The organism is Bacillus sp. AFS015802, assembly GCF_002561455.1.
In the GTDB taxonomy this organism is placed as follows: Bacteria; Bacillota; Bacilli; order Bacillales; family Bacillaceae_B; genus Rossellomorea.
Genome location: NZ_NTUP01000015.1, coordinates 58,489 through 77,096, shown reverse-complemented (window position 1 = coordinate 77,096; position 18,608 = coordinate 58,489). Strand labels below are relative to the sequence as shown.

Here is an 18,608-nt window from a genome sequence, read left to right as displayed (position 1 = left end):
CTGCGTGTTGTTTAATTATGTAAATATATTTGGAAAAAAGATTAGAGGAAACGGTGGATACTATGTTATGATTTTTATAAGAGTGATACTAAGTGAGGAAGTAAAATGTCTCATAAAGAGGTCGCTGAAAAAACAAGGAATAGAGAGTTATTGTCGATATATTCCTTCAATTTTATTATACCGTATGTGAACAGTTGAAAAAGTGTCTGTTTAGACACTATCAGGCTGTATAAATAATTTTGTTTTTCTGCCATTAAGGTTCAGAGGGGGGGATTGAAGGTTGAATAAGAGAACTTGGCTTACGAAGTTAAGAAAAAGGAAAAAGATGACTCAGCAGGAAGTGGCTGAAAAAGCGTTCATTGAAAGATCCTATTATGCCCAAATTGAAAATGGAATCCGAAAACCGAGTCCTGAGGTGACGATCAAGCTCGGAGAAGTTCTTAACTTTCACGCTTCCAGCTTTAATCTGGAGGAAAATCCATTCTCCATCGCCTTACAGAATGCTCCTGTCATCCTTGCTCATTGTGATACCCAGTTGCGCTACACCTGGATTTTCAATACTCCTGATCTTATTCCGGAAGATCATATTGGAAAAACGGACGTGGAATTGGATGATAATGAGGGGAACCGTGCGCTAATGAGGCTTAAACAAAAGGTACTAGAAGAAAGGACTCCCATCAGTCGAGTGATTTCCATTCCATTATCATCCGGGGACATTGCGTATAATGTGTACGCACATCCTTTACTTAATGAAGAGAGTACGATTATTGGGGTTGCCACTGCTTCCACCGTCATACATAATGTACGCCCGAACGATTTGCGTGAAGATCATTGACTTCACTAAGGTATCAGTGTTCTTAATCACAGAGTCAAATTAAAAGAGATCGAAGGTTGAAAATGCCCCTTCGATCTCTTTTTTATTTTAACGATCTGTCTCCCTGAATGTAATATCAATCAGCTTTTCACTATCGGTTTCGAATTGTATATCAACCAATACCCCGAATTCCTTCCCGCCCCGCTTTAACCAGAGCTTGAATTTTTCGGTCGAAATCTTTGTTCCATTTTCCTTACCAATATGAAGATAATCAACGATAGCTGCGTCAGGATACCTTTCTTTCGTCTTCCTTACAGCAAGACTTCCCCACTTTGCATAGGAGGGGATTTCCTGCTGTGCATGAAGAACCTGGATGTTGTATCCATTTCCCCAGTTTGCCATCACCATCATACAAAGAACCGCTGAAACTACTCGTATCATTTTCATAGCCATGACCCTCTTTTTACTTTGTAGGGTTATCTAGTCTGTCTGAATTTATTCTGATTTCCCCCAGTTTCAGAAAGATGGAATTGTTTTTTTAGTTAGAATATTCTTTACTTAATTCTCATAAAATCTTACACTGTGGATGTGGGAAGAAAAACTTTCCAACAACATGAAAGGAGGCGATGACGATGATCACAATCGTCGATGCAAATCAAAAAATTAATGAAAATGAGGTTCTTTCATACAAAACGTAGCGCAGGAGGATATGATGAAGACAACATTGGAACAAGTGAAAATCGTAGAATATCATGAGGGATTAGCAAAAGGAATCGCGAAAATGTGGAATGAAAGCCGAGAGAACTGGGGTGGGGATTCTACTATTACGACCGAGCAGGATGTGAAGGACAAGGAAGCCAATTCCACCAATCTTAATTTATTTTTAGCACTGGTCGGGGATGAGGTTGCCGGGTATTGCGGGCTTTCCGAATATCGTGAAGATGAAGGCGCTTTATACATTCCGTTATTAAATGTACACCCTAAATTTCATGGGATGAAGATCGGCAAAAAACTTGTATTGAAAGCGATTGAGAAGACGGTAGAGATGCAATGGCCGAGACTTGATCTGTTTACATGGCCGGGAAATACAAAAGCCGTGCCTCTTTATAAAAAATGTGGATTCTTCTGGGAAGACCGAGATGACACCGTCCACCTGATGAACTTCATCCCTATGGTGCTGCAGCTCGACCTTCTAAAGCCATTTTTCGATAAACACGACTGGTATGAGACCAGTCAGCGCTTAATTGAGATCAAACCTGATGGTGTAAAAGAGAAGGACCATACGTATTATGAATACAGATGGGAAGCAGGGGACGAGTTTGTTCGCATTCAATTTGAGCGGACCGGAAGAGGCATCCGATTAATTGAAACCCGGGATGTTTTGGTGGAAATGATGATGCCTGAATTCAAGCTCCTTGAAAATGAAGAGTATGTAATCAGCTATCAGGTGGAGAACCGCAGTAAGGAGCCTGTTGAGATTTCCCTGAAAGGTATGTCTTCTTTCGGTGCCGGACATCATTTCGATGAGAGCATACTAGTAGAGGACAAATGGAAGGGAGAGTTCCCTGCCACGGTTTCGTTTTCAAGCAATGACCCAAGTCCCTGGAAAACGCACCCCACTATCGGGGCTGAACTCCTGATTGAAGGGAAACCTTTGGTTGTCAAAATGGGGGTATTTCCTAAGCAGGCAGGGAAGCTTCATTTGAGAACGGTTAAAAAGAATTGGAAACCTCATCATGGGGGGACTGTTTTTCTTGATCTTGAAAGCCAGGTAGAGGAAGACACCCTTTGGACCATTCACTTGCCCCTGAATAAGATTCTGGAATGGGAAAAGCCTGTAATATTAAAGAAGGTCTCCGGAAGAGGGAGAGTTTCCGTACCTCTTTGTGTAAGGCTGTTGAAGAATGGATTTTTTTCCGAAGAAATCGTTGTAAGTATGGAACGGGAAGACGGAAAACTATCTTCTTTTACGACCACTCTAAGATTAGCCCTTCCAGGGTATGGTGCGAAGTTTGGCGGCGAAACAGACGACCACTGGTATGGCTACAATGGGCCATTTTATGTGGAGATTGAAAAAAGGAACCATGTTGTGAAAATCGGCTCTACTGCTTTTTCCAGGGATCCCATTTCATTCTTCACACCGAAATTCGGAAAACCGTACAGTGAAGAATTTTCAAAGAAAGAAGCTTCTTCCATTGAATACATTGAATTACCTGAGGCGTTGGTGATTAAAACATCACTGCTTTCTGAAGCATTTCAATCCATGCTCTTAAACACCTATTTCAAGATTTATGGAGATGGATTAGTGGAAATCAAGCACGAGGTAGTGAACAAAGGGTACACTGAACTGAACGACCTTTGCTTGATTCAACCCGTGTTCACCAGTTTTGAAGGAGTGGCAATCCCTCAAAAAGATGGCGTCTTGATAGGGAATGAATCCATTGTTCCGTTTATGGAATATATCGATGACAAGGCTATTCCTGAAAATTGGCTTCATATCACCTCCTCTAAAGGCGATACGATTGGCTTAGCCTGGCCGGAACATGCCAATGGGCGAAAAGATGATTGGAGAATGGCTCTCGAATATGAGATGAAACTGGTCCGACCTCAGGAAGAAATCTGCTTAGGTCCGATTCAAATAGGGGTCAATACGTCCAATCACTGGTCGAAATGGCGTGAATTAGTGATCGGAGATGAAGCAGTTGAAATGAAGGAATTGCCTCTTTATGCGTTCGAAAAAGCGAATGGCGATGTTGTATCGTCCGTAAATGAGAACGTGGAGTATTCATTTAAATCGATGCTGACCCCGTATGTGCATGGAACATTAACGGTCCATAAAGAAAATGTGAGTCTTGTGAAGAAATTGCAGAAGGATGAGGGTCTTACTCATATGAGTGTTCAGCTTGAACATTCTTCACCGGGTGTGAAGTGGGTTTGTGGTGAATTTATGTCAAATAGTCAAACGGCAAAAGTGGACTCCCTGCAATTTGTTCATGGAAAGAGCGAGGTGACGATTGAGCAAAAAAGAGATATTTGGTCGGTTGACAATGGTGTGATTTCGTTTCAAGCCTCTTCGGATTATTATCCGGGGATCTATTCCTTGAGGTTTAACGGGATTGAAGCACTCGACCATCAATACCCTACACCTGGTCCCCGCGCATGGTGGAATCCTTGGGGAGGTGGTATTGCATACTCCTTCCAGAACATCAGTGCATATTCCATGCTGAAAGAAGAGACCACGATTGAATCCGTGACTAAAGAGGATCTTTACGGTCATCACTGGACCGGTATCTGTTTAACAACTCAGTTTAAGAAGCACGATAAGATGAAGGGAGTCATTCTTCGTCAATATGCATTAACCCTCCCGGAAGTACCGATTCTTACCGTTTATGCAGAGATTCATCAGAATTCAGGAAGAACGATTGAAAATGAAATACTGGATCTGGATGCTTTCTTCAAGCAAGGAGATACATTACAATCCAGCTACGTAGCCCTTCCTACAGAAGGAATCTTTCATAAATATTATGCTGGATCAGAAGAATTCGTTTTAAGAGATTCACCTTATGTTACATTGGGTTCTGACGAACATGAAGAATTGATCACGTTTGTTCACCCTAATAATAGAAAGATATCAGAAGCATACGTTAACCAGGATGCTCTCCTTGTGGCGTCAACAAGCGAGTGGTCGGCTTCAACGGGAGAAACCATAAGGATAGAACCAAGTATCCTCTTCTACGGTGAAGTCAAAGGTAATACCCAGAGTATTAAGGCGTTACAAAATATCAGATTTAAATAACCTTTGCGCGAACCTGCACACTTTGGCAGGTTCGCGCTTTTAGCTTGTAAGAGAGGGACGGACCCCGAAAGGAAGGAAGTATTTTTTCAATTTCCTCCTAATCAAGGTCCGTCCCTCAAAAGTTACCTGTTCTCTTTATCCTTATTGGGAACTCTATCTCCAAGATTTTCTTTTTCTTCATCATCCATTAATCCACTGACTGCCTTCTTGAACTCTCTAAGGGATGTACCTGCCGCTTTTCCAAGCTCTGGAAGTTTGCTTGGTCCGAAGAACAACAGTGCAACAAATAGTATAATCGCTATTTCACCAAATCCGAGATTCATTTTTAATTCCTCACTTTTATTAGAGTCGATTTGATTTAATGATCTAACTCATTTCAAGTCGAATATTTCCACGATATCCTGCCATTTCATCATCATATCCCAAGAGAATCGTGGAAAGGAAGAAACAAGGCTATTGCCGCTCATTTCTGCACATAACAAGATAAAACCGATAAAGCATAGCAGGAATAGTAAGCAGAATACATAACAAGAAATGGATTCCTTACGATATTCATCATTTTTCATTTTCATGAGCCTCCACTAAATTAAGTTGCAAGACAAATAAACTCTTTTCTCCAAGAGAAAAAAAGTTTTACTCATGACGATTTATGAATGTAAGGTTATGAGGTAATTTGACTGAGACCTGACCACTTCAAGAAAGCCCAATGAATCGGGAAAGACCTTAAAGAAAATTGGACTTATGGCCAGTGGCTTCAAATCGAAATCCTGGTCAGGTGGAATCATCATTTTGTTAGGGGGGATACCATCTTGTTTATGAACAAGGGAAGGGACCGCGTCGAGAATCACGGATGCATCCGTTAAGAGCAGGTGATCAGAAATTGTCGCCACTTCATCAAAACTCGGTAAATCTGATTGTTGTGTTTGTTGTTGAAATGGATTGGTTATAACCATCATGCACAGTAGCATCACGAACATTAATCTCGACACAGCCCTTCACCTCCCAAGATCGTATTAAATCTAATTATAGCCAGAATTCTCCCGGTGTCTATAAAATTATGAGGGACGGACCTCTATAGAAGGAAATTAAAACATGATTTCGATCCTTTTTGAGGTCCGTCCCTCGTTATTTAGGGTTTATTTTGAGTTTGTATGGGTATAGAAAGTTGAATATGTATATTTATGGAAGGTGATGGGGTATGGAAGAGAAGGTTATTCATTTTTATGAATCTAAGAAGAAGTTGAGTTTGATAGCTATTGGCTGTGTTTTATTTGTTGTTGTTTGTATGTATATGGCGTTTGATTTTTTCTTTGTTGATATCAACTATCTGATAGGGACGGTCGTTGCATTGTCCGGATTGTTTTTTCTATTTTGTTTGATCCAGATCTTTAAGAAGCTCTCCTCTAAAGTTCCACATGTAAGCATGACACAGGACCATCTAATTTTATATGTATTACCCAGCAATCCTGTTCCCATCATCTGGGAAGATATTAAAAGCTATATTCATTATAAAGTATACCGCAATGCTTTTATCGGGCTCAATCTATACAACGAAGAGAAATACCGAAACAAGATGCCTCATAAGTTAAAAACCATGTCCAAGATGAATGTGAAAATGGGCTATCCCCAATACAATATTGTGATAGGTAATCTTAAAGAACCTGAACAATTGATTGATGAATTAAACCTCCGTATTCCTCACGTAAAAATGGTTCATGAAGAAAAGAGTGTATCTTCTACAAATTCAATATGATTCTATTTAAAGAGGTGAGCAATCTTTGCTCACCTCTCAATGTATTAATATACCTTATCCCCGTTGAAGATCGAATTCTTTACGACAACGTAATCTACCGTACGGATGGATTCGAGTTTTGTACCACCTGCATAGGAGATGGAGGATTGAAGGTCTTGTTCCATTTCAATAAGGGTATGCTCTAATGAACCTTTATGTTCGACATACATTTTCTTACCCTCAACGTTTTTCTTCTCGCCTTTCTGGAATTCGGAGGCTGATCCGAAGTATTCTTTGAAAAGTTTGCCGTCTTTTTCAATTGTGTCTCCAGGAGATTCTTCGTGACCGGCAAATAAGGAGCCGATCATCACCATGGTAGCTCCAAAGCGGATGGATTTTGCAACGTCACCATGGGTACGGATGCCTCCATCAGCAATGATAGGCTTTGTTGCCGCTTTTGCACACCATCTCAGTGCAGCCAGCTGCCAACCGCCAGTACCGAAGCCTGTTTTGATCTTTGTGATGCACACTTTACCTGGCCCGATTCCCACCTTTGTGGCATCGGCACCGGCATGTTCCAATTCTCTTACGGCCTCTGGAGTACCAACGTTCCCCGCAATCACAAAGCTTTCAGGTACGTGTTTTTTGATGTGTTGAATCATACTGATGACGGCATTGGAATGACCGTGTGCGATATCGATTGTGATGAATTCCGGAACCAGCTTTTCTTCCGCGAGCTGCTTTACAAAGGCATATTCTTCCTCCTTAACACCGACAGATATGGAAGAAATTAATCCACGTGATTTCATATCTTTAATGAATGTCACACGCTTTTCAGGTTCAAAACGATGCATGATATAGAAATAGTTATTTTCAGCTAAGTATACAGCGATTTTTTCATCAATAATGGTTTGCATGTTGGCAGGGACTACAGGCAATTTAAACGTGTGTCCACCAAGGGTTACACTCGTATCACATTCAGAACGGCTGTTAACCACACATTTTGCAGGAATTAATTGAATATCTTCGTAATCAAATACATTTTCCATTATTACACCCCTAAACACGAATATTAAAGTTTGTTTATTTTATAAATGTTCGTCCATTAGGTAATTTACATCATTTTCTGTCGTATGTCAAAGCTTTTTACTAAATTATTGGAGAAGGTTAACAAATATTGATCCGTCAGCTCTTAAAACGTTTACACATGCTCTATCACCACTGGAACTGTGTTAAAGTATAAGGAGGCGGCAAGTAAATAAATCCGTAAAATAAGAAAGGTGGTTTACAATGTACTGGGTAATCGCTTTATTCGATGATAAAACGGAAAAGCTTATTAAAGGAATTTGGGAAGAACTAACCATAAAGAATATTTCTTATTACGAAGAAGAAATAAATGACGCACGTCCCCATATTACAATAGGGAGTTACACCCATTTGGACAAAACAGCATACATAGAAGCCTTAGACTCATATTATGAACATAAAAGATCTTTCAATATCACACTGAATACAGTAGGGTCATTTCTAAACTTCGGCACGCTCTTTCTCTCCCCGACGGTTACAAAGGAACTCCTGAATTTCCACTCATCTCATCACGAATACTTTCAAGCATTTAGTGAAACGGCAAATCCATTATATCTTCCCGACAACTGGATTCCTCATTGTACATTGGCGAATAAGCTTTCCCCTGATAAATTGGCTGAGGGATTCGAGCATTGCCTGAATAGGGGGGATCTTATTGAAGCGAAGATCACAGGGATTGCGTTAATTGAGCTGGTGGATGATTCAGAGAATTGCATGAACGCTCCTATCGTGTATTTGAAACATCTAAATGGATAGAAGCTTATTATCATATAAGTGATAGGGGGGTAACATCCTCTCAATAAATCTTGACCAAAAGGAATGAACTCTTTAATCGGAGGTCATTCCTTTTTTTGGTGCTTTATGAAGAATTATTGATGAATACGATTGAACTTTACGTTAACGTCAATGGTAAAATATAAATATCTAAATTTTCAAAAAAGAGTTGATGAAGAAATGCTATATTCAATATCGCACTTAGCCAAAAGGTTCAATGTTACGACACGGACAATCAGGTATTATGAAGAACTTCACTTACTGCATCCGGAAAGAAGTGAATCAGGAAGGAGGTTGTATTCAAAGGGAGACATCGCCAGGCTCAAATTGATCTTCAGAGGTAAACGATTTGGTTTTACTCTGGATGAAATCAAAGAGATGATTCTATTATTCGACCATGATCGAAGCGGGAGAAAACAATTAGAACGAACAATCGAGTATGGAAACATGCGAATTGAGGAGGTGACCCACTATATTCATGAGCTCGAGGTCTTGAGATCTGAAATGGATGGCCTAAGGGATGAATTCATCAAAAAACTAAATGAATCAGGGGAGGAATCAGAATGAATATTTCAGCATTAGCATCACGTATTGCCCTCCTGAAACAAGCATTAAGGGAAGGGATTCAGGAGGTGACATCACAATGAAGAAAATCCAGAATTTTTACCAGGAAGATTCTCATTTGATAGATATACTTAAAAACTACCTGGACGAGGATTTTTTCGCCTTTGCCGATCGAGAACTGCACCATTTCGGTGCGCTATGTGCTGGGGAGATCGATGAGCGGGCCGTCCACACAGATCGAGAAGGTCAGCCCAAACTTGTGAAGTATAACCGGTTTGGGGAAGAAATTTCCGAGATCTGGGTGAATGAAGGATATAAGAAAACGGTCGAGCAAACGTATAATAAGGGGATTGTGGGTTATATTCATAAAGAAATTCCTGAACTCAGAAAGAAAGGAAACTATGTATATTCCTATGCCCAGGGATATCTTTTATCTCATACAGAGCCCGGCTTCTATTGCCCGGTCACCCTTTCCATGGCAACGGCCCTCCTTCTTGAGAGATATGCTTCAGAAGAGTTAAAAGAACGATTCCTTCCCCATGTACTTTCAACAGGAGAAGTCGAATTGTATGAGGGTGCGACCTTCTTAACCGAAAGACAGGGAGGATCGGACGTAGGGGCAAACGATACAAAAGCCGTCCCAAATGGTGATACATATCAACTGTGGGGTGAAAAATATTTTGCTTCCAATTCAGGTATGTGCGGGGTGACGATGGTGCTCGCGCGCATCGAGGGATCAGGAAATGGAACAAAGGGACTGAGCTTATTCGCTGTTCCATGGAGAAACGATGATGGATCCATAAACGGCATTCACATTCGAAGGCTGAAAGATAAGTTAGGTGTCCGTGCAGTGCCTTCAGCCGAAGTAGAGTTCAAAGGTGCAGATGCCTACCTTGTTGGCGAACCGAATAAAGGCATCTACTATATGATGGAAGCTCTTAATCTTTCCCGAGTCTGCAACGCGATTGCATCCATCGGCATTATGAGAAGAGCGTATCTAGAAGCAAGAAACTACGCCCTGCACCGGACAGCATTCGGACAGGCGCTGGCTCACTATCCAATGATTAAAGAAACCTTGACTCGCATGGCCGCCAAGCAGGAAGTGGAAACAAGTGCCGTGTTTCATCTCGTTCAATTGTTTGATCGGGTCGTATCAGATGACATTCCAACCACTGAAGAAGAATCTGTTCTCAATCGATTGCTCATTGCGATCTTGAAAAAAGAATCGGCAGAACAGGCCATCCATTTCTCTCATGAAGCGATCGAAATGCATGGGGGCAATGGCTACATCGAAGACTTCATCCTGCCTCGTTTACTGAGGGATGCACAAGTATTAACGGTGTGGGAGGGGACAGCCAATATTTTAGGGCTTGAAATACTGAGATTAATGAATAAACACCAGGCACATGAATACTTTTTAGCTCAAGTGAAAGAAGAGCTATCCCGGTTGCCGGAAGGACTTATGAAATTAACTCCTCCAATCTCTGAAGGAATTGAGAAACTTGAAACACTTTTGGAATTAGTAGTCTCGGCTAATCATGATACTCAAACGTATCATGCAAAGAGGATCGCAGAGATGATGGTCCGAATTTTTGAAAGTGTGATGGCCCTTAAGGATGCCCATACATTTGGCGGAGAAAGAAAACGCATGATTGCAGAGGTCTTTATCCAGCAGACCTGGAAACAAACGGAATGGATCGATGAAGAAATGAAATCAGTTGAGTATTTCGACGAGATCGTCGGGGTGAACGTTCGAATCTAAATAAAAAGAAATCCCTGGACAAAAACTTTAGAACAGGGATTTCTTTTTTTATTTTTCACAGCAACAAGGACAATCACATTCTTTTTTTGTTTTACACGTGCAGCGTTCACATGAACATTCTTTCGATACCAAGAAAGGCACCTCCCTTTAAAATTTATATGATTATTCATCGTAACCAAATCATGGGTTTCCATACATAGTGGGCAGGAACAATTGATCAAAAAAATGAAATGACAAATAAGTCAAAATGATATCCATTTGTTTACAAATAAAAAAGAATAAGGTAATATATGTAATTGTAGGAAAGAATGAATGGGGAGGAAATGTAGATGAAGAAACTGATGTTACCATTTTTCTTGCTATCTATGAGTTTATTTATTGCTGCCTGCAGCAGTGATGAAGGTAGTACAGAAGAAAAAGAAACAAACACTGAAGCAACAGAGGAAACGGCAAAATCAGATGAGATGGATATGAAGTCCGCTCTATTAGACTATCAAATGGAGATCATCGACACGGTGAACGCTAACGATTCAGCTATCTATGCGTTTGAATCAGCCAAGGCAAAAGAAGAAGATAAGCCTTCTGCTGAAGAGATTGCAAAGCTGAAGACGGATGCCGAAGCTGCGGCTAAAACCGTAGCGGAAGACGTGCATGCCCTGGAAGTACCTGCTGCACTTGATGCGAAAAAAGATGAAATCCAAAGTGCTCTGGATGATCTTGCGAAATCTTATGAAACAAGAGCTGCCAACCTTTCAGACGAAGCGAACGCAGAATACACAGAGTCAGATGAACAATTTGCGTCTTTCGAAGAAAAAATGGCTGCTGTCTACGAAGAAGCAGGATTGACCAAGCCTAGTTTTGCAGCTGATATGGTAGATTGATAAAATTAGAATAAAATATTTTAGACTTAGATTTTTGACTCATTCGGGAGAAACCTGGGTTTCTCCCGCTTTTCAGCTTCGCTGAAAAGGAGCCCGTACGTAAAGGCAGCNNGCTGCCTTTACGTACGGGCTAAATGAGTCAAACATCGTTTAAGATAATCATGCTTTATAGGACTGATTCTACGGTCCTATTTTTTCTTCGTTCATAAATGTTTGCTCAACGACACATTGTTACCCTCATCATATTAAGATTCCTTTGCTAAAGAAGGTTGCTATAGACCCACATAGTGAAGGGTTGCTATGATATTCAAGTACATAAAATGTGTGGAGGATTATGATCGTGAATCAAGAAAAGTATGATCAGTTAAAATTGGGTGAGCGTGGAGCGATCATTAGCATCGTTGCCTATATTATATTATCATTGATTAAATTTCTTATCGGTACATCTGCCAACTCAGAAGCATTACGTGCAGATGGGTTGAACAATGCAACAGATATCGTTGCTTCTGTGGCGGTATTGATTGGGCTGCGCTATTCAAGGAAGCCTGCAGACCATGATCATCCGTATGGTCATTGGAAAGCAGAAAGCGTGGCCTCTTTAATCGCATCATTTATTATGATGGTGGTTGGTATCCAAGTCCTTTACAATGCCACACAGTCTATTTTTGACGGTAAAACGCAGTCGCCTGATCTTCTTTCAGCATGGACAGGTATCGGTGCAGCGCTGGTCATGTACCTGGTATATCGATACAACAAAACATTAGCCCAAAAAATCAATAGTCAATCCCTCATGGCTGCAGCTAAAGATAACCTTTCAGATGCATGGGTGAGTATCGGTACCGCTATCGGAATTATAGGAGCACAATTCTACCTGCCCTGGTTAGACCCCCTGACTGCAGTCATTGTCGGCCTCTTAATCTGCAAAACCGCATGGAATATCTTCATGGAAGCCTCTCATTACTTAACGGACGGATTCGATGAACAGCTTATACAATCTTATGAAAAGACGGTCCTCGATTTACCGGGGGTCAAAGGAGTTAAGGATATTCGGGCGAGGAATTATGGAAATAACACGGTCGTTGATGTGGTGATCCTGGTTAGATCCACTCTTGATATTAAACAGGCACATGATATATCAAGTGAGGTTGAGGAAGAATTAATGCATAAACATGAAGTCTATGATGTCCATGTTCATGTTGAACCAAACTGACAATTGGCTGATTGGAGCAGGCAAGCAGTCACCATATGGATACTAAATAATATTTTATAAAGTTCTCCGCTTAAGGCCCTTATTAGGGTCTTTTTTACTCATTAAGATATTTCTATTAAATCCGAAACCTTTCCTTCACGAAAACGTATACATTAGTAAGAGGTGATGAACATGACAGGAATGTTGGTCTTACTGTTAGTCCCGATTTTCTTCACCATTGTTGCTCTTAACCTTACAAGCTCATCAAAACGTGACTATCGGAATGGGGATGGGGGTTACTTTGGTTCTTCTGATGGTAGTCATGATCATGCAGGCTGTGACAGTGGTTTCGATGGAGGAGATTGTGGAGGAGGCGGGGAATAATCCAATTCCCCTTTGTTTCTTCATTGACATTCTCATTAAATAGGAGATGAATATCATTAAACGTTATTTTATTCAAATTCGCAATCGACACATACATATAACAGAATGGGGAAAGCCGGATAAACCCATTATTTTTTGTCTTCATGGCTTGGGAAGTACAGGGCTCAGCTTTATCGAAATAGCACACGTATTAAAAGATGAATACAGGATCATTTCCATTGATGCCCCAGGCCATGGGAAAACCACCCCGTTTGAAAGGGGAGAAGAGTATGAAATGAATAAGATGGCTGATTGGCTGAATGAAGTGATCGAGGTACTCGAAATAGAATCTTTCTACTTTTTATCCCATTCTTGGGGAAGTTTTGTCTCCCTCTTTTATGCGGTTAAATACCCTGAAAGAATTCGAGACTGTATCCTGATTGACGGCGGTTATCAGGGGAAACGCCATTCAAAACAATCTGTGGAGGAAGAAGTCGCATATTATGAAGACGACTTTGAACAGGTTTGGGAAACTTGGGATGACTTCCTCGACCTTGTCAAAAGTGAAACGTTAAACTGGACTTCATTGAAAATGGAAGCTGCCAAGGACCTTGCCCTCTGTAGTCATCATCACTATCATTGGCATGCCCGTGGAAAGACAGCTGCTCATATCATCCGGGCCATGCACAAAGACGAGGCAGAGGATATCTTTCATAAGATTGAGTCTTCCGTATTATTATTAAGGGCCACTCTTCCGGAAGGGCAGGAGGACAATCGAAAAAAGACCGCCGACATATTTAAGGAAAAGACAGGTGGGGAAGTGAGAAGTATTTTAAAGACCACCCATCTTCTTCATTGGGACCGTCCAGAAATCGTAGTGGAAGAAATTAGAAAACGTTGGGGATGAAAAAGGAGGAACACCTATGATTCTATTAAAACCTATGACAGAAAACGCATATATCCATTGGTTAAAAGACTCCATCAAAGAATACGCAGATGAAAAGACGAAAGCAGGTAATTTCAAAAAAGAAACGTCCCTTGAACAGGCAGAAAAGGAATTCAGTCAATTACTGCCTGAAGGAAGGGAAACAAAAAATCATTATTTGTTCACATTAATTCATGAAGAGAGCGGGGAAGCAGTAGGAAACTTATGGGTTCATGTAAAGGAAGAAGAAAAGGAAATATTTATTTACGATATAGTGATTCTTGAAAGCAAAAGAGGATTGGGTTATGGAAAAGAAGCTTTAACGTCCCTGGACTCGTTTGCAAGGGAATTAGGTATCAACAAAATATCCCTCCACGTATTCGGGCACAACAAAATAGCGCTCTCCTTGTACCAAAAATCAGGATTTGAAATCACAAATGTTCTAATGTCCAAGTCACTGTAGTATCAAACCAATGGCCCCTGTTCATTTGACGTAATGAAGGACTTTCAAAATGACCACTGCGATAGAAACCTACAGCTATGAAGACCGTTATTTCTACATAGGGAATGATGTATGGGTCCAGATTATTGCTGTCATCATAATCGTTGTATTTCTAACCATATTATTTAGGAAAAGAAGGTAATGTCCGACATGAGAAATGTAGCAATTGCGCAATTATCGGATTTGGAATCGATGGTCAAAATCGATCGTCAAGTAACCGGTCATGAAAATAGAAGAAGTGAAATCGAAAGAGCCATAATGGAGGAGCGATGTTTGGCAGTGAAAAGTGATAAGATCACAGGCTTTCTTCTATATCATACTCACTTTTTTGAGAGCACGTTCGTCACTCTAATCATCATTGCCCCAGAAGAAAGAAGAAAGGGCTATGCGTCATCGCTATTGCGGCAACTTGAAAAGGTCGCCCCGACAGGAAAGATTTTTTCTTCCACTAATCAGTCAAACCATGAAATGCAAAAGGTTTTTGAAAAGAATGGATACTCTCCAAGCGGTGTAATAGATAACCTGGACCCGGGGGATCCCGAGATGATTTATTTTAAATTGAAAGAAACGTGAGAAAGGGGGGGAAAACTTGTTAGGAATCATGTTAGCAATCTTCCTTCTCATCTTTTCGTTTGATTTCACAAAGTTCAGGAAGCAGAATCAAACGATGATTGAACAGAATGAAAGGATTATTTCACTACTGGAAGACATCAAAAAAGAGGATGCATAACAATAAAAAGTCTCGCATCCGGATGCGAGACTTTCCTTTATTCAATAGAGATGTAATCTTCATCCAAGCTTTCGACCCCCTGGTCAAATGTCAGCTTAGTCTTGAATAAATAACGGACCCCTTCTTCTGAGCAAGGGAGGTCGTTCGGAATCCGATAGGTAAAGGACAGTTTATTGCGTTCATCGGCCCGGATAATATCCGATTTTAAAACAGTTGTTGAATCAATGAGTCTTTCTGCCTTACCATTTTTATCAATCATAACCAAGTCACACTCGACCCGCCTCAGTTTTTGTTCAATGATCCCCCCCTCCAAAAAGAAATATCCATGTAAGAGTTCCCCCTGTTTAAATGAGGTTTTGGGTAAAACAAGATCAATTTTGGCAGAACCGATACCGAAGAGTGACATGTATTTACGCAGAATCATCAGGCATCCCCCTTTTTGATTGCCGTGTATTTTTGTTCTATTTTTTCTTCTATCTTGTTTATTTCACGTCGATCTTTCAGAATTTCTTCTTTGTTTTGTTGAATCAATTGAGAGAGGTTCGCTTTTAATTTTTTCATAGTTCATTACTTCCTTTCCAAGTGAAGTGATAAAGAAAAAAGACCTTTACCGGAAATGGTAAAGGTCTTTTTTAGACATATATAAGCCTTCACCAACTGGTAAAGGTCTCGCTAACAACATGGTTGTCAATAAAGCCGAGAGTGTGCACTCTGTAATGACGACTTTATTGTTACAGCTACTCCCCTTTAGGAGAATATGAAATTATGAGACTATCATAATCGATACCGGTCTAGTTGTCAATGAAAATCCTGTTTCAGGAAGATATTTGCCACACTTAAAATATTGTGAAGCTCAATACCCCCTTTAGAACTCAATCAGGGCAGGAATTGCCAGAAAGAATAGAGAAAGTAATTTGTAGTATGAATTGAAAGGGTGATGGTAAGATGTATGAGTTGAAAACCAAGCAACATGACGGCAGTGTCATAGAATTTATCGAGAAGGTAGACAATCCAAATAAACGAGAAGATGCCTATAGACTCCTGGATATTTTCTCTGAAACAACGGGGTTGGAAGCCAAAATGTGGGGACCGAGCATTATCGGATTCGGTTCTTATCATTATAAATATAAGACCGGACACGGAGGGGACGCTCCATTAGTGGGATTTTCCCCTCGCAAAGCGAAAATAAGCCTATATTTTGCCACTGGGGACCCTGAGAGGGAAAAGCTCTTGCCGTCATTTGGAAAACATACATCCGGGAAAGCATGTGTGTACATAAATAAAGTGGCGGACATTGATAAAGAGATTTTGAGGCAATTGATCCAGCAGTCAGTGACATATTTACAAAAAACCTATCCTAATAAATAAAAATAACGGGAATTGGTCGTATCCATGTGACTAATTCCTTATTTTTTTTGATACAAACCTTAACATTTGTAATTCAAGTTAATATCCTATATTATTAATCTTGAATTAAGACTATTCTGGTTCAAGATAAATGGTTTCGAATCATTTTTTATGGATTGGACTTAAATCATTTCACATTCAGAAAGGGACGAATCAACATGACAAAAGTTTTATACATCACAGCACATCCGCACGATGACACACAATCTTACAGCATGGCTGTCGGGAAAGCATTTATTGATACGTATAAAGAAGCAAATCCTTCACATGAAGTGGTCAATGTGGACTTATACAAGGAAAACATCCCGCAAATCGATGCTGACGTATTCAGCGGCTGGGGTAAATTGCAGTCCGGTAAAGGATTTGAAGAACTTTCTCAAGAAGAGCAGGCAAAAGTAGGTCGACTTGGTGAATTATCCGATCAGTTTGTCAACGCTGATAAATATATCTTTGTCACTCCGTTCTGGAATTTCTCTTTCCCTCCAGTGATGAAAGCTTATATTGATTCTGTATCAGTGGCAGGAAAAGCGTTCAAATATACAGAAGAAGGACCAGTTGGCCTTCTGACTGATAAAAAGGCCCTTCATATTCAGGCCCGTGGAGGAATTTATTCTGAAGGACCTGCAGCCGCCATGGAAATGGGGCACCGCTACCTGGAAGTGATGATGCAATTCTACGGCGTTCCTTCCTTTGAAGGATTATTTGTTGAGGGTCATGCAGCAATGCCTGATAAAGCCGCTGAAATCAAAGAAAATGCGATTGCAAGAGCAAAAGATTTAGCACATACATTCTAAATTATTATGAGGGAGTCAACGTTTCTGTTGGCTCTTTTTTATGTATTCTTCCATTTACTTTTTAAAAATTTCTACATTCTATGGAACCCTATCCACTCCTAATTCGTAAATAGAGAAGCGAAGGAGTTGAGGGAATGAAGGACCAGGAGTTTATGGATATTGAACTAGGGAAAGATGAATCACTTGCTGCCTTGATGCGAAAGATTGTGACACAGAAGAGGGAAGAATCAGGAAGCCAGGCTGTGTATGTACAAGAGGTTGTTTCTACAGATGAAAACAGATTCACCATTATTCTTGAAATCAACCACAGTCCTTATTAGATGGGGAGACAACAATGTAGCACAATGTTTCCAGTGATGTTTATTTTACGGTCAGAGTATCAACCGCACTGATACTCTCACTGTAAAAAAATGACCCCGGTACAATACCAGGGTCATCTCCTTAAGCTTCCTTTCAACTAATATCTTTTGATGAACATTTGGGTCCAGTAATGACCGTACGATCCACCTTTCACATATCCCACTCCGATTTCCGTATACGTCGGTGACAGGATGTTTTTTCTATGACCTTCGCTATTCATCCACGCCTCTACAACTTCTGCAGGTGTTCTTTGACCAGCAGCAATGTTTTCCCCTGCTGCTTGATAAGAAATGCCGAAATCCTTCATCATCTGGAACGGCGACCCATATGTCGGGGATGTATGGCTGAAGTAGTTCTTTGCAATCATGTCTTCTGACTTATAGCGAGCGACACGGGACAACTCCCAATTTTCCTTCAATGGGGGTAAACCCACTTTTGAACGCTCCATGTTTACAAGTTTCACTACTTCATATGTATAACTTTCAGCAGTGGCATTTGCTCCTGGGATATTTATGCTTTGACCAGGGTAAATCATATTCGGGTTACTGATCCCGGGGTTTGCTGAAATCAGCTCGGATACTCCAACCTGATGTTTCACGGCAATCTTCCACATCGTATCCCCATAAGTGACCGTGTAGGTACCAGCAGCGGCAACCTTGGAAGAATGACCAAATCCAATGACAAAAGTGACAGACAACAATAAGATAGATAAAAGTTTTAATGTTTTCATAGTTCTATTGAAATATAATTCTGTTAATTTTAAAACAGGTAGTTGTTACCACCATTTAAGGAAACCTTTTAAATCAGCATCTAGTAAATTTTACTAGGACTGAATGAGGGGGTACTTTCTAATCAGCGCTTTAAAAAATCCAAATTATGGACTCCGTTTGGTATACTTATAGATACGAACGTCTTACATACTTTGGGCA

24 protein-coding genes are annotated in these 18,608 nt (G+C 40.5%); 16 read left to right on the top strand and 8 right to left on the bottom strand.

Annotated features, from left to right (window positions below; genetic code table 11):
* Positions 1-280: 280 nt before the first annotated feature.
* A complete protein-coding gene (locus tag CN378_RS11930) occupies positions 281-835 on the top strand; it encodes a helix-turn-helix domain-containing protein (protein ID WP_098352176.1) in 555 nt (184 codons plus the stop codon).
* Positions 836-922: 87 nt separating this feature from the next.
* Here the strand turns inward: CN378_RS11930 and CN378_RS11925 are convergent, their stop codons facing one another.
* Complete coding sequence (locus CN378_RS11925; protein WP_098352174.1) at positions 923-1,267, bottom strand: YqzG/YhdC family protein; 345 nt, start codon at positions 1,265-1,267, stop codon at positions 923-925.
* 259 nt (positions 1,268-1,526) lie between these two features.
* Between CN378_RS11925 and CN378_RS11920 the strand changes: the two genes are divergently transcribed.
* A complete protein-coding gene (locus CN378_RS11920) occupies positions 1,527-4,610 on the top strand; it encodes a GNAT family N-acetyltransferase (protein ID WP_098352172.1) in 3,084 nt (1,027 codons plus the stop codon).
* A gap of 122 nt (positions 4,611-4,732) precedes the next feature.
* Here the strand turns inward: CN378_RS11920 and CN378_RS11915 are convergent, their stop codons facing one another.
* From CN378_RS11915 to CN378_RS11905, 3 genes are all read right to left on the bottom strand, one after another.
* Positions 4,733-4,933 carry a twin-arginine translocase TatA/TatE family subunit gene (locus CN378_RS11915; RefSeq protein WP_098352171.1) on the bottom strand — a complete coding sequence of 67 codons (201 nt, stop codon included), beginning with the start codon at positions 4,931-4,933 and terminating at the stop codon, positions 4,733-4,735.
* 48 nt (positions 4,934-4,981) lie between these two features.
* Positions 4,982-5,176, bottom strand: coding sequence for a hypothetical protein (locus tag CN378_RS11910; RefSeq protein ID WP_098352169.1), 195 nt, complete (start codon positions 5,174-5,176; stop codon positions 4,982-4,984).
* Positions 5,177-5,257: 81 nt separating this feature from the next.
* Complete coding sequence (locus tag CN378_RS11905; RefSeq protein WP_098352167.1) at positions 5,258-5,599, bottom strand: hypothetical protein; 342 nt, start codon at positions 5,597-5,599, stop codon at positions 5,258-5,260.
* A 209-nt stretch (positions 5,600-5,808) separates the two neighbouring features.
* On the opposite strand from CN378_RS11905, the gene CN378_RS11900 reads away from it, so the two are divergent.
* The gene (locus CN378_RS11900) at positions 5,809-6,363 is read left to right on the top strand and encodes an STM3941 family protein (protein WP_098352166.1); all 555 of its coding nucleotides are present in this window, start codon (positions 5,809-5,811) and stop codon (positions 6,361-6,363) included.
* Positions 6,364-6,407: 44 nt separating this feature from the next.
* Here the strand turns inward: CN378_RS11900 and guaC are convergent, their stop codons facing one another.
* Complete coding sequence (gene guaC, locus CN378_RS11895) at positions 6,408-7,391, bottom strand: GMP reductase (protein WP_098352164.1); 984 nt, start codon at positions 7,389-7,391, stop codon at positions 6,408-6,410.
* Between the two features lie 241 nt (positions 7,392-7,632).
* Between guaC and CN378_RS11890 the strand changes: the two genes are divergently transcribed.
* The 10 genes from CN378_RS11890 (at position 7,633) to CN378_RS22615 (ending at position 15,118) form a co-directional block, all read left to right on the top strand.
* Positions 7,633-8,184 carry a 2'-5' RNA ligase family protein gene (locus tag CN378_RS11890; protein WP_098352162.1) on the top strand — a complete coding sequence of 184 codons (552 nt, stop codon included), beginning with the start codon at positions 7,633-7,635 and terminating at the stop codon, positions 8,182-8,184.
* A gap of 198 nt (positions 8,185-8,382) precedes the next feature.
* Positions 8,383-8,769, top strand: a complete 387-nt coding sequence (locus CN378_RS11885; protein ID WP_098352160.1) for a MerR family transcriptional regulator — start codon at positions 8,383-8,385, stop codon at positions 8,767-8,769.
* Between the two features lie 76 nt (positions 8,770-8,845).
* Positions 8,846-10,528 (top strand): acyl-CoA dehydrogenase family protein, encoded by a 1,683-nt coding sequence (locus tag CN378_RS11880; RefSeq protein WP_098352158.1) that lies wholly within the window; start codon positions 8,846-8,848, stop codon positions 10,526-10,528.
* Positions 10,529-10,857: 329 nt separating this feature from the next.
* Positions 10,858-11,409 (top strand): hypothetical protein, encoded by a 552-nt coding sequence (locus CN378_RS11875; protein WP_098352157.1) that lies wholly within the window; start codon positions 10,858-10,860, stop codon positions 11,407-11,409.
* Between the two features lie 340 nt (positions 11,410-11,749).
* Positions 11,750-12,619 (top strand): cation diffusion facilitator family transporter, encoded by an 870-nt coding sequence (locus CN378_RS11870; RefSeq protein ID WP_098352347.1) that lies wholly within the window; start codon positions 11,750-11,752, stop codon positions 12,617-12,619.
* Between the two features lie 171 nt (positions 12,620-12,790).
* Positions 12,791-12,982, top strand: a complete 192-nt coding sequence (locus CN378_RS11865; RefSeq protein ID WP_098352155.1) for a hypothetical protein — start codon at positions 12,791-12,793, stop codon at positions 12,980-12,982.
* 55 nt (positions 12,983-13,037) lie between these two features.
* Positions 13,038-13,868, top strand: a complete 831-nt coding sequence (locus CN378_RS11860) for an alpha/beta fold hydrolase (RefSeq protein WP_098352345.1) — start codon at positions 13,038-13,040, stop codon at positions 13,866-13,868.
* Between the two features lie 16 nt (positions 13,869-13,884).
* Positions 13,885-14,349 carry a GNAT family N-acetyltransferase gene (locus tag CN378_RS11855; RefSeq protein WP_257141117.1) on the top strand — a complete coding sequence of 155 codons (465 nt, stop codon included), beginning with the start codon at positions 13,885-13,887 and terminating at the stop codon, positions 14,347-14,349.
* A gap of 189 nt (positions 14,350-14,538) precedes the next feature.
* The gene (locus CN378_RS11850) at positions 14,539-14,961 is read left to right on the top strand and encodes a GNAT family N-acetyltransferase (protein WP_098352341.1); all 423 of its coding nucleotides are present in this window, start codon (positions 14,539-14,541) and stop codon (positions 14,959-14,961) included.
* Between the two features lie 16 nt (positions 14,962-14,977).
* Positions 14,978-15,118 carry a hypothetical protein gene (locus tag CN378_RS22615; protein ID WP_179884883.1) on the top strand — a complete coding sequence of 47 codons (141 nt, stop codon included), beginning with the start codon at positions 14,978-14,980 and terminating at the stop codon, positions 15,116-15,118.
* 37 nt (positions 15,119-15,155) lie between these two features.
* Here the strand turns inward: CN378_RS22615 and CN378_RS11845 are convergent, their stop codons facing one another.
* Both CN378_RS11845 and CN378_RS11840 read right to left on the bottom strand, forming a co-directional pair.
* Entirely contained in the window at positions 15,156-15,542 is a 387-nt protein-coding gene (locus CN378_RS11845; RefSeq protein ID WP_098352153.1) for a sporulation protein, read from the bottom strand.
* Positions 15,542-15,679: an FbpB family small basic protein gene (locus CN378_RS11840; protein WP_098352152.1), complete on the bottom strand. Its 138-nt coding sequence runs from the start codon at positions 15,677-15,679 to the stop codon at positions 15,542-15,544. The genes CN378_RS11845 and CN378_RS11840 overlap by 1 nt, the downstream gene beginning before the upstream one ends.
* Positions 15,680-16,063: 384 nt before the next feature.
* Here CN378_RS11840 and CN378_RS11835 point away from each other — a divergent pair, with 384 nt between their 5' ends.
* From CN378_RS11835 to CN378_RS11825, 3 genes are all read left to right on the top strand, one after another.
* Positions 16,064-16,486 (top strand): DUF1801 domain-containing protein, encoded by a 423-nt coding sequence (locus CN378_RS11835; protein WP_098352150.1) that lies wholly within the window; start codon positions 16,064-16,066, stop codon positions 16,484-16,486.
* A 197-nt stretch (positions 16,487-16,683) separates the two neighbouring features.
* Positions 16,684-17,319 carry an FMN-dependent NADH-azoreductase gene (locus tag CN378_RS11830; RefSeq protein WP_098352148.1) on the top strand — a complete coding sequence of 212 codons (636 nt, stop codon included), beginning with the start codon at positions 16,684-16,686 and terminating at the stop codon, positions 17,317-17,319.
* Positions 17,320-17,453: 134 nt separating this feature from the next.
* Positions 17,454-17,639, top strand: coding sequence for a hypothetical protein (locus tag CN378_RS11825; protein ID WP_098352147.1), 186 nt, complete (start codon positions 17,454-17,456; stop codon positions 17,637-17,639).
* A gap of 137 nt (positions 17,640-17,776) precedes the next feature.
* On the opposite strand, the gene safA is transcribed toward CN378_RS11825, so the two are convergent.
* Positions 17,777-18,409 carry a SafA/ExsA family spore coat assembly protein gene (gene safA / locus CN378_RS11820; protein ID WP_098352145.1) on the bottom strand — a complete coding sequence of 211 codons (633 nt, stop codon included), beginning with the start codon at positions 18,407-18,409 and terminating at the stop codon, positions 17,777-17,779.
* Positions 18,410-18,608 lie beyond the last annotated feature (199 nt).

What these genes read in the sequence shown, in the direction of transcription:
- CN378_RS11925 (WP_098352174.1), bottom strand. Translation starts at nt 1,267, where the DNA reads ATGGCTATGAAAATGATACGAGTAGTTTCAGCGGTTCTTTGTATGATG.
- CN378_RS11920 (WP_098352172.1), top strand. Translation starts at nt 1,527, where the DNA reads ATGAAGACAACATTGGAACAAGTGAAAATCGTAGAATATCATGAGGGA.
- CN378_RS11915 (WP_098352171.1), bottom strand. Translation starts at nt 4,933, where the DNA reads ATGAATCTCGGATTTGGTGAAATAGCGATTATACTATTTGTTGCACTG.
- CN378_RS11910 (WP_098352169.1), bottom strand. Translation starts at nt 5,176, where the DNA reads ATGAAAAATGATGAATATCGTAAGGAATCCATTTCTTGTTATGTATTC.
- CN378_RS11900 (WP_098352166.1), top strand. Translation starts at nt 5,809, where the DNA reads ATGGAAGAGAAGGTTATTCATTTTTATGAATCTAAGAAGAAGTTGAGT.
- guaC (WP_098352164.1), bottom strand. Translation starts at nt 7,391, where the DNA reads ATGGAAAATGTATTTGATTACGAAGATATTCAATTAATTCCTGCAAAA.
- CN378_RS11890 (WP_098352162.1), top strand. Translation starts at nt 7,633, where the DNA reads ATGTACTGGGTAATCGCTTTATTCGATGATAAAACGGAAAAGCTTATT.
- CN378_RS11885 (WP_098352160.1), top strand. Translation starts at nt 8,383, where the DNA reads ATGCTATATTCAATATCGCACTTAGCCAAAAGGTTCAATGTTACGACA.
- CN378_RS11880 (WP_098352158.1), top strand. Translation starts at nt 8,846, where the DNA reads ATGAAGAAAATCCAGAATTTTTACCAGGAAGATTCTCATTTGATAGAT.
- CN378_RS11875 (WP_098352157.1), top strand. Translation starts at nt 10,858, where the DNA reads ATGAAGAAACTGATGTTACCATTTTTCTTGCTATCTATGAGTTTATTT.
- CN378_RS11865 (WP_098352155.1), top strand. Translation starts at nt 12,791, where the DNA reads ATGACAGGAATGTTGGTCTTACTGTTAGTCCCGATTTTCTTCACCATT.
- CN378_RS11855 (WP_257141117.1), top strand. Translation starts at nt 13,885, where the DNA reads ATGATTCTATTAAAACCTATGACAGAAAACGCATATATCCATTGGTTA.
- CN378_RS11850 (WP_098352341.1), top strand. Translation starts at nt 14,539, where the DNA reads ATGAGAAATGTAGCAATTGCGCAATTATCGGATTTGGAATCGATGGTC.
- CN378_RS11845 (WP_098352153.1), bottom strand. Translation starts at nt 15,542, where the DNA reads ATGATTCTGCGTAAATACATGTCACTCTTCGGTATCGGTTCTGCCAAA.
- CN378_RS11840 (WP_098352152.1), bottom strand. Translation starts at nt 15,679, where the DNA reads ATGAAAAAATTAAAAGCGAACCTCTCTCAATTGATTCAACAAAACAAA.
- CN378_RS11835 (WP_098352150.1), top strand. Translation starts at nt 16,064, where the DNA reads ATGTATGAGTTGAAAACCAAGCAACATGACGGCAGTGTCATAGAATTT.
- CN378_RS11830 (WP_098352148.1), top strand. Translation starts at nt 16,684, where the DNA reads ATGACAAAAGTTTTATACATCACAGCACATCCGCACGATGACACACAA.
- CN378_RS11825 (WP_098352147.1), top strand. Translation starts at nt 17,454, where the DNA reads ATGAAGGACCAGGAGTTTATGGATATTGAACTAGGGAAAGATGAATCA.
- safA (WP_098352145.1), bottom strand. Translation starts at nt 18,409, where the DNA reads ATGAAAACATTAAAACTTTTATCTATCTTATTGTTGTCTGTCACTTTT.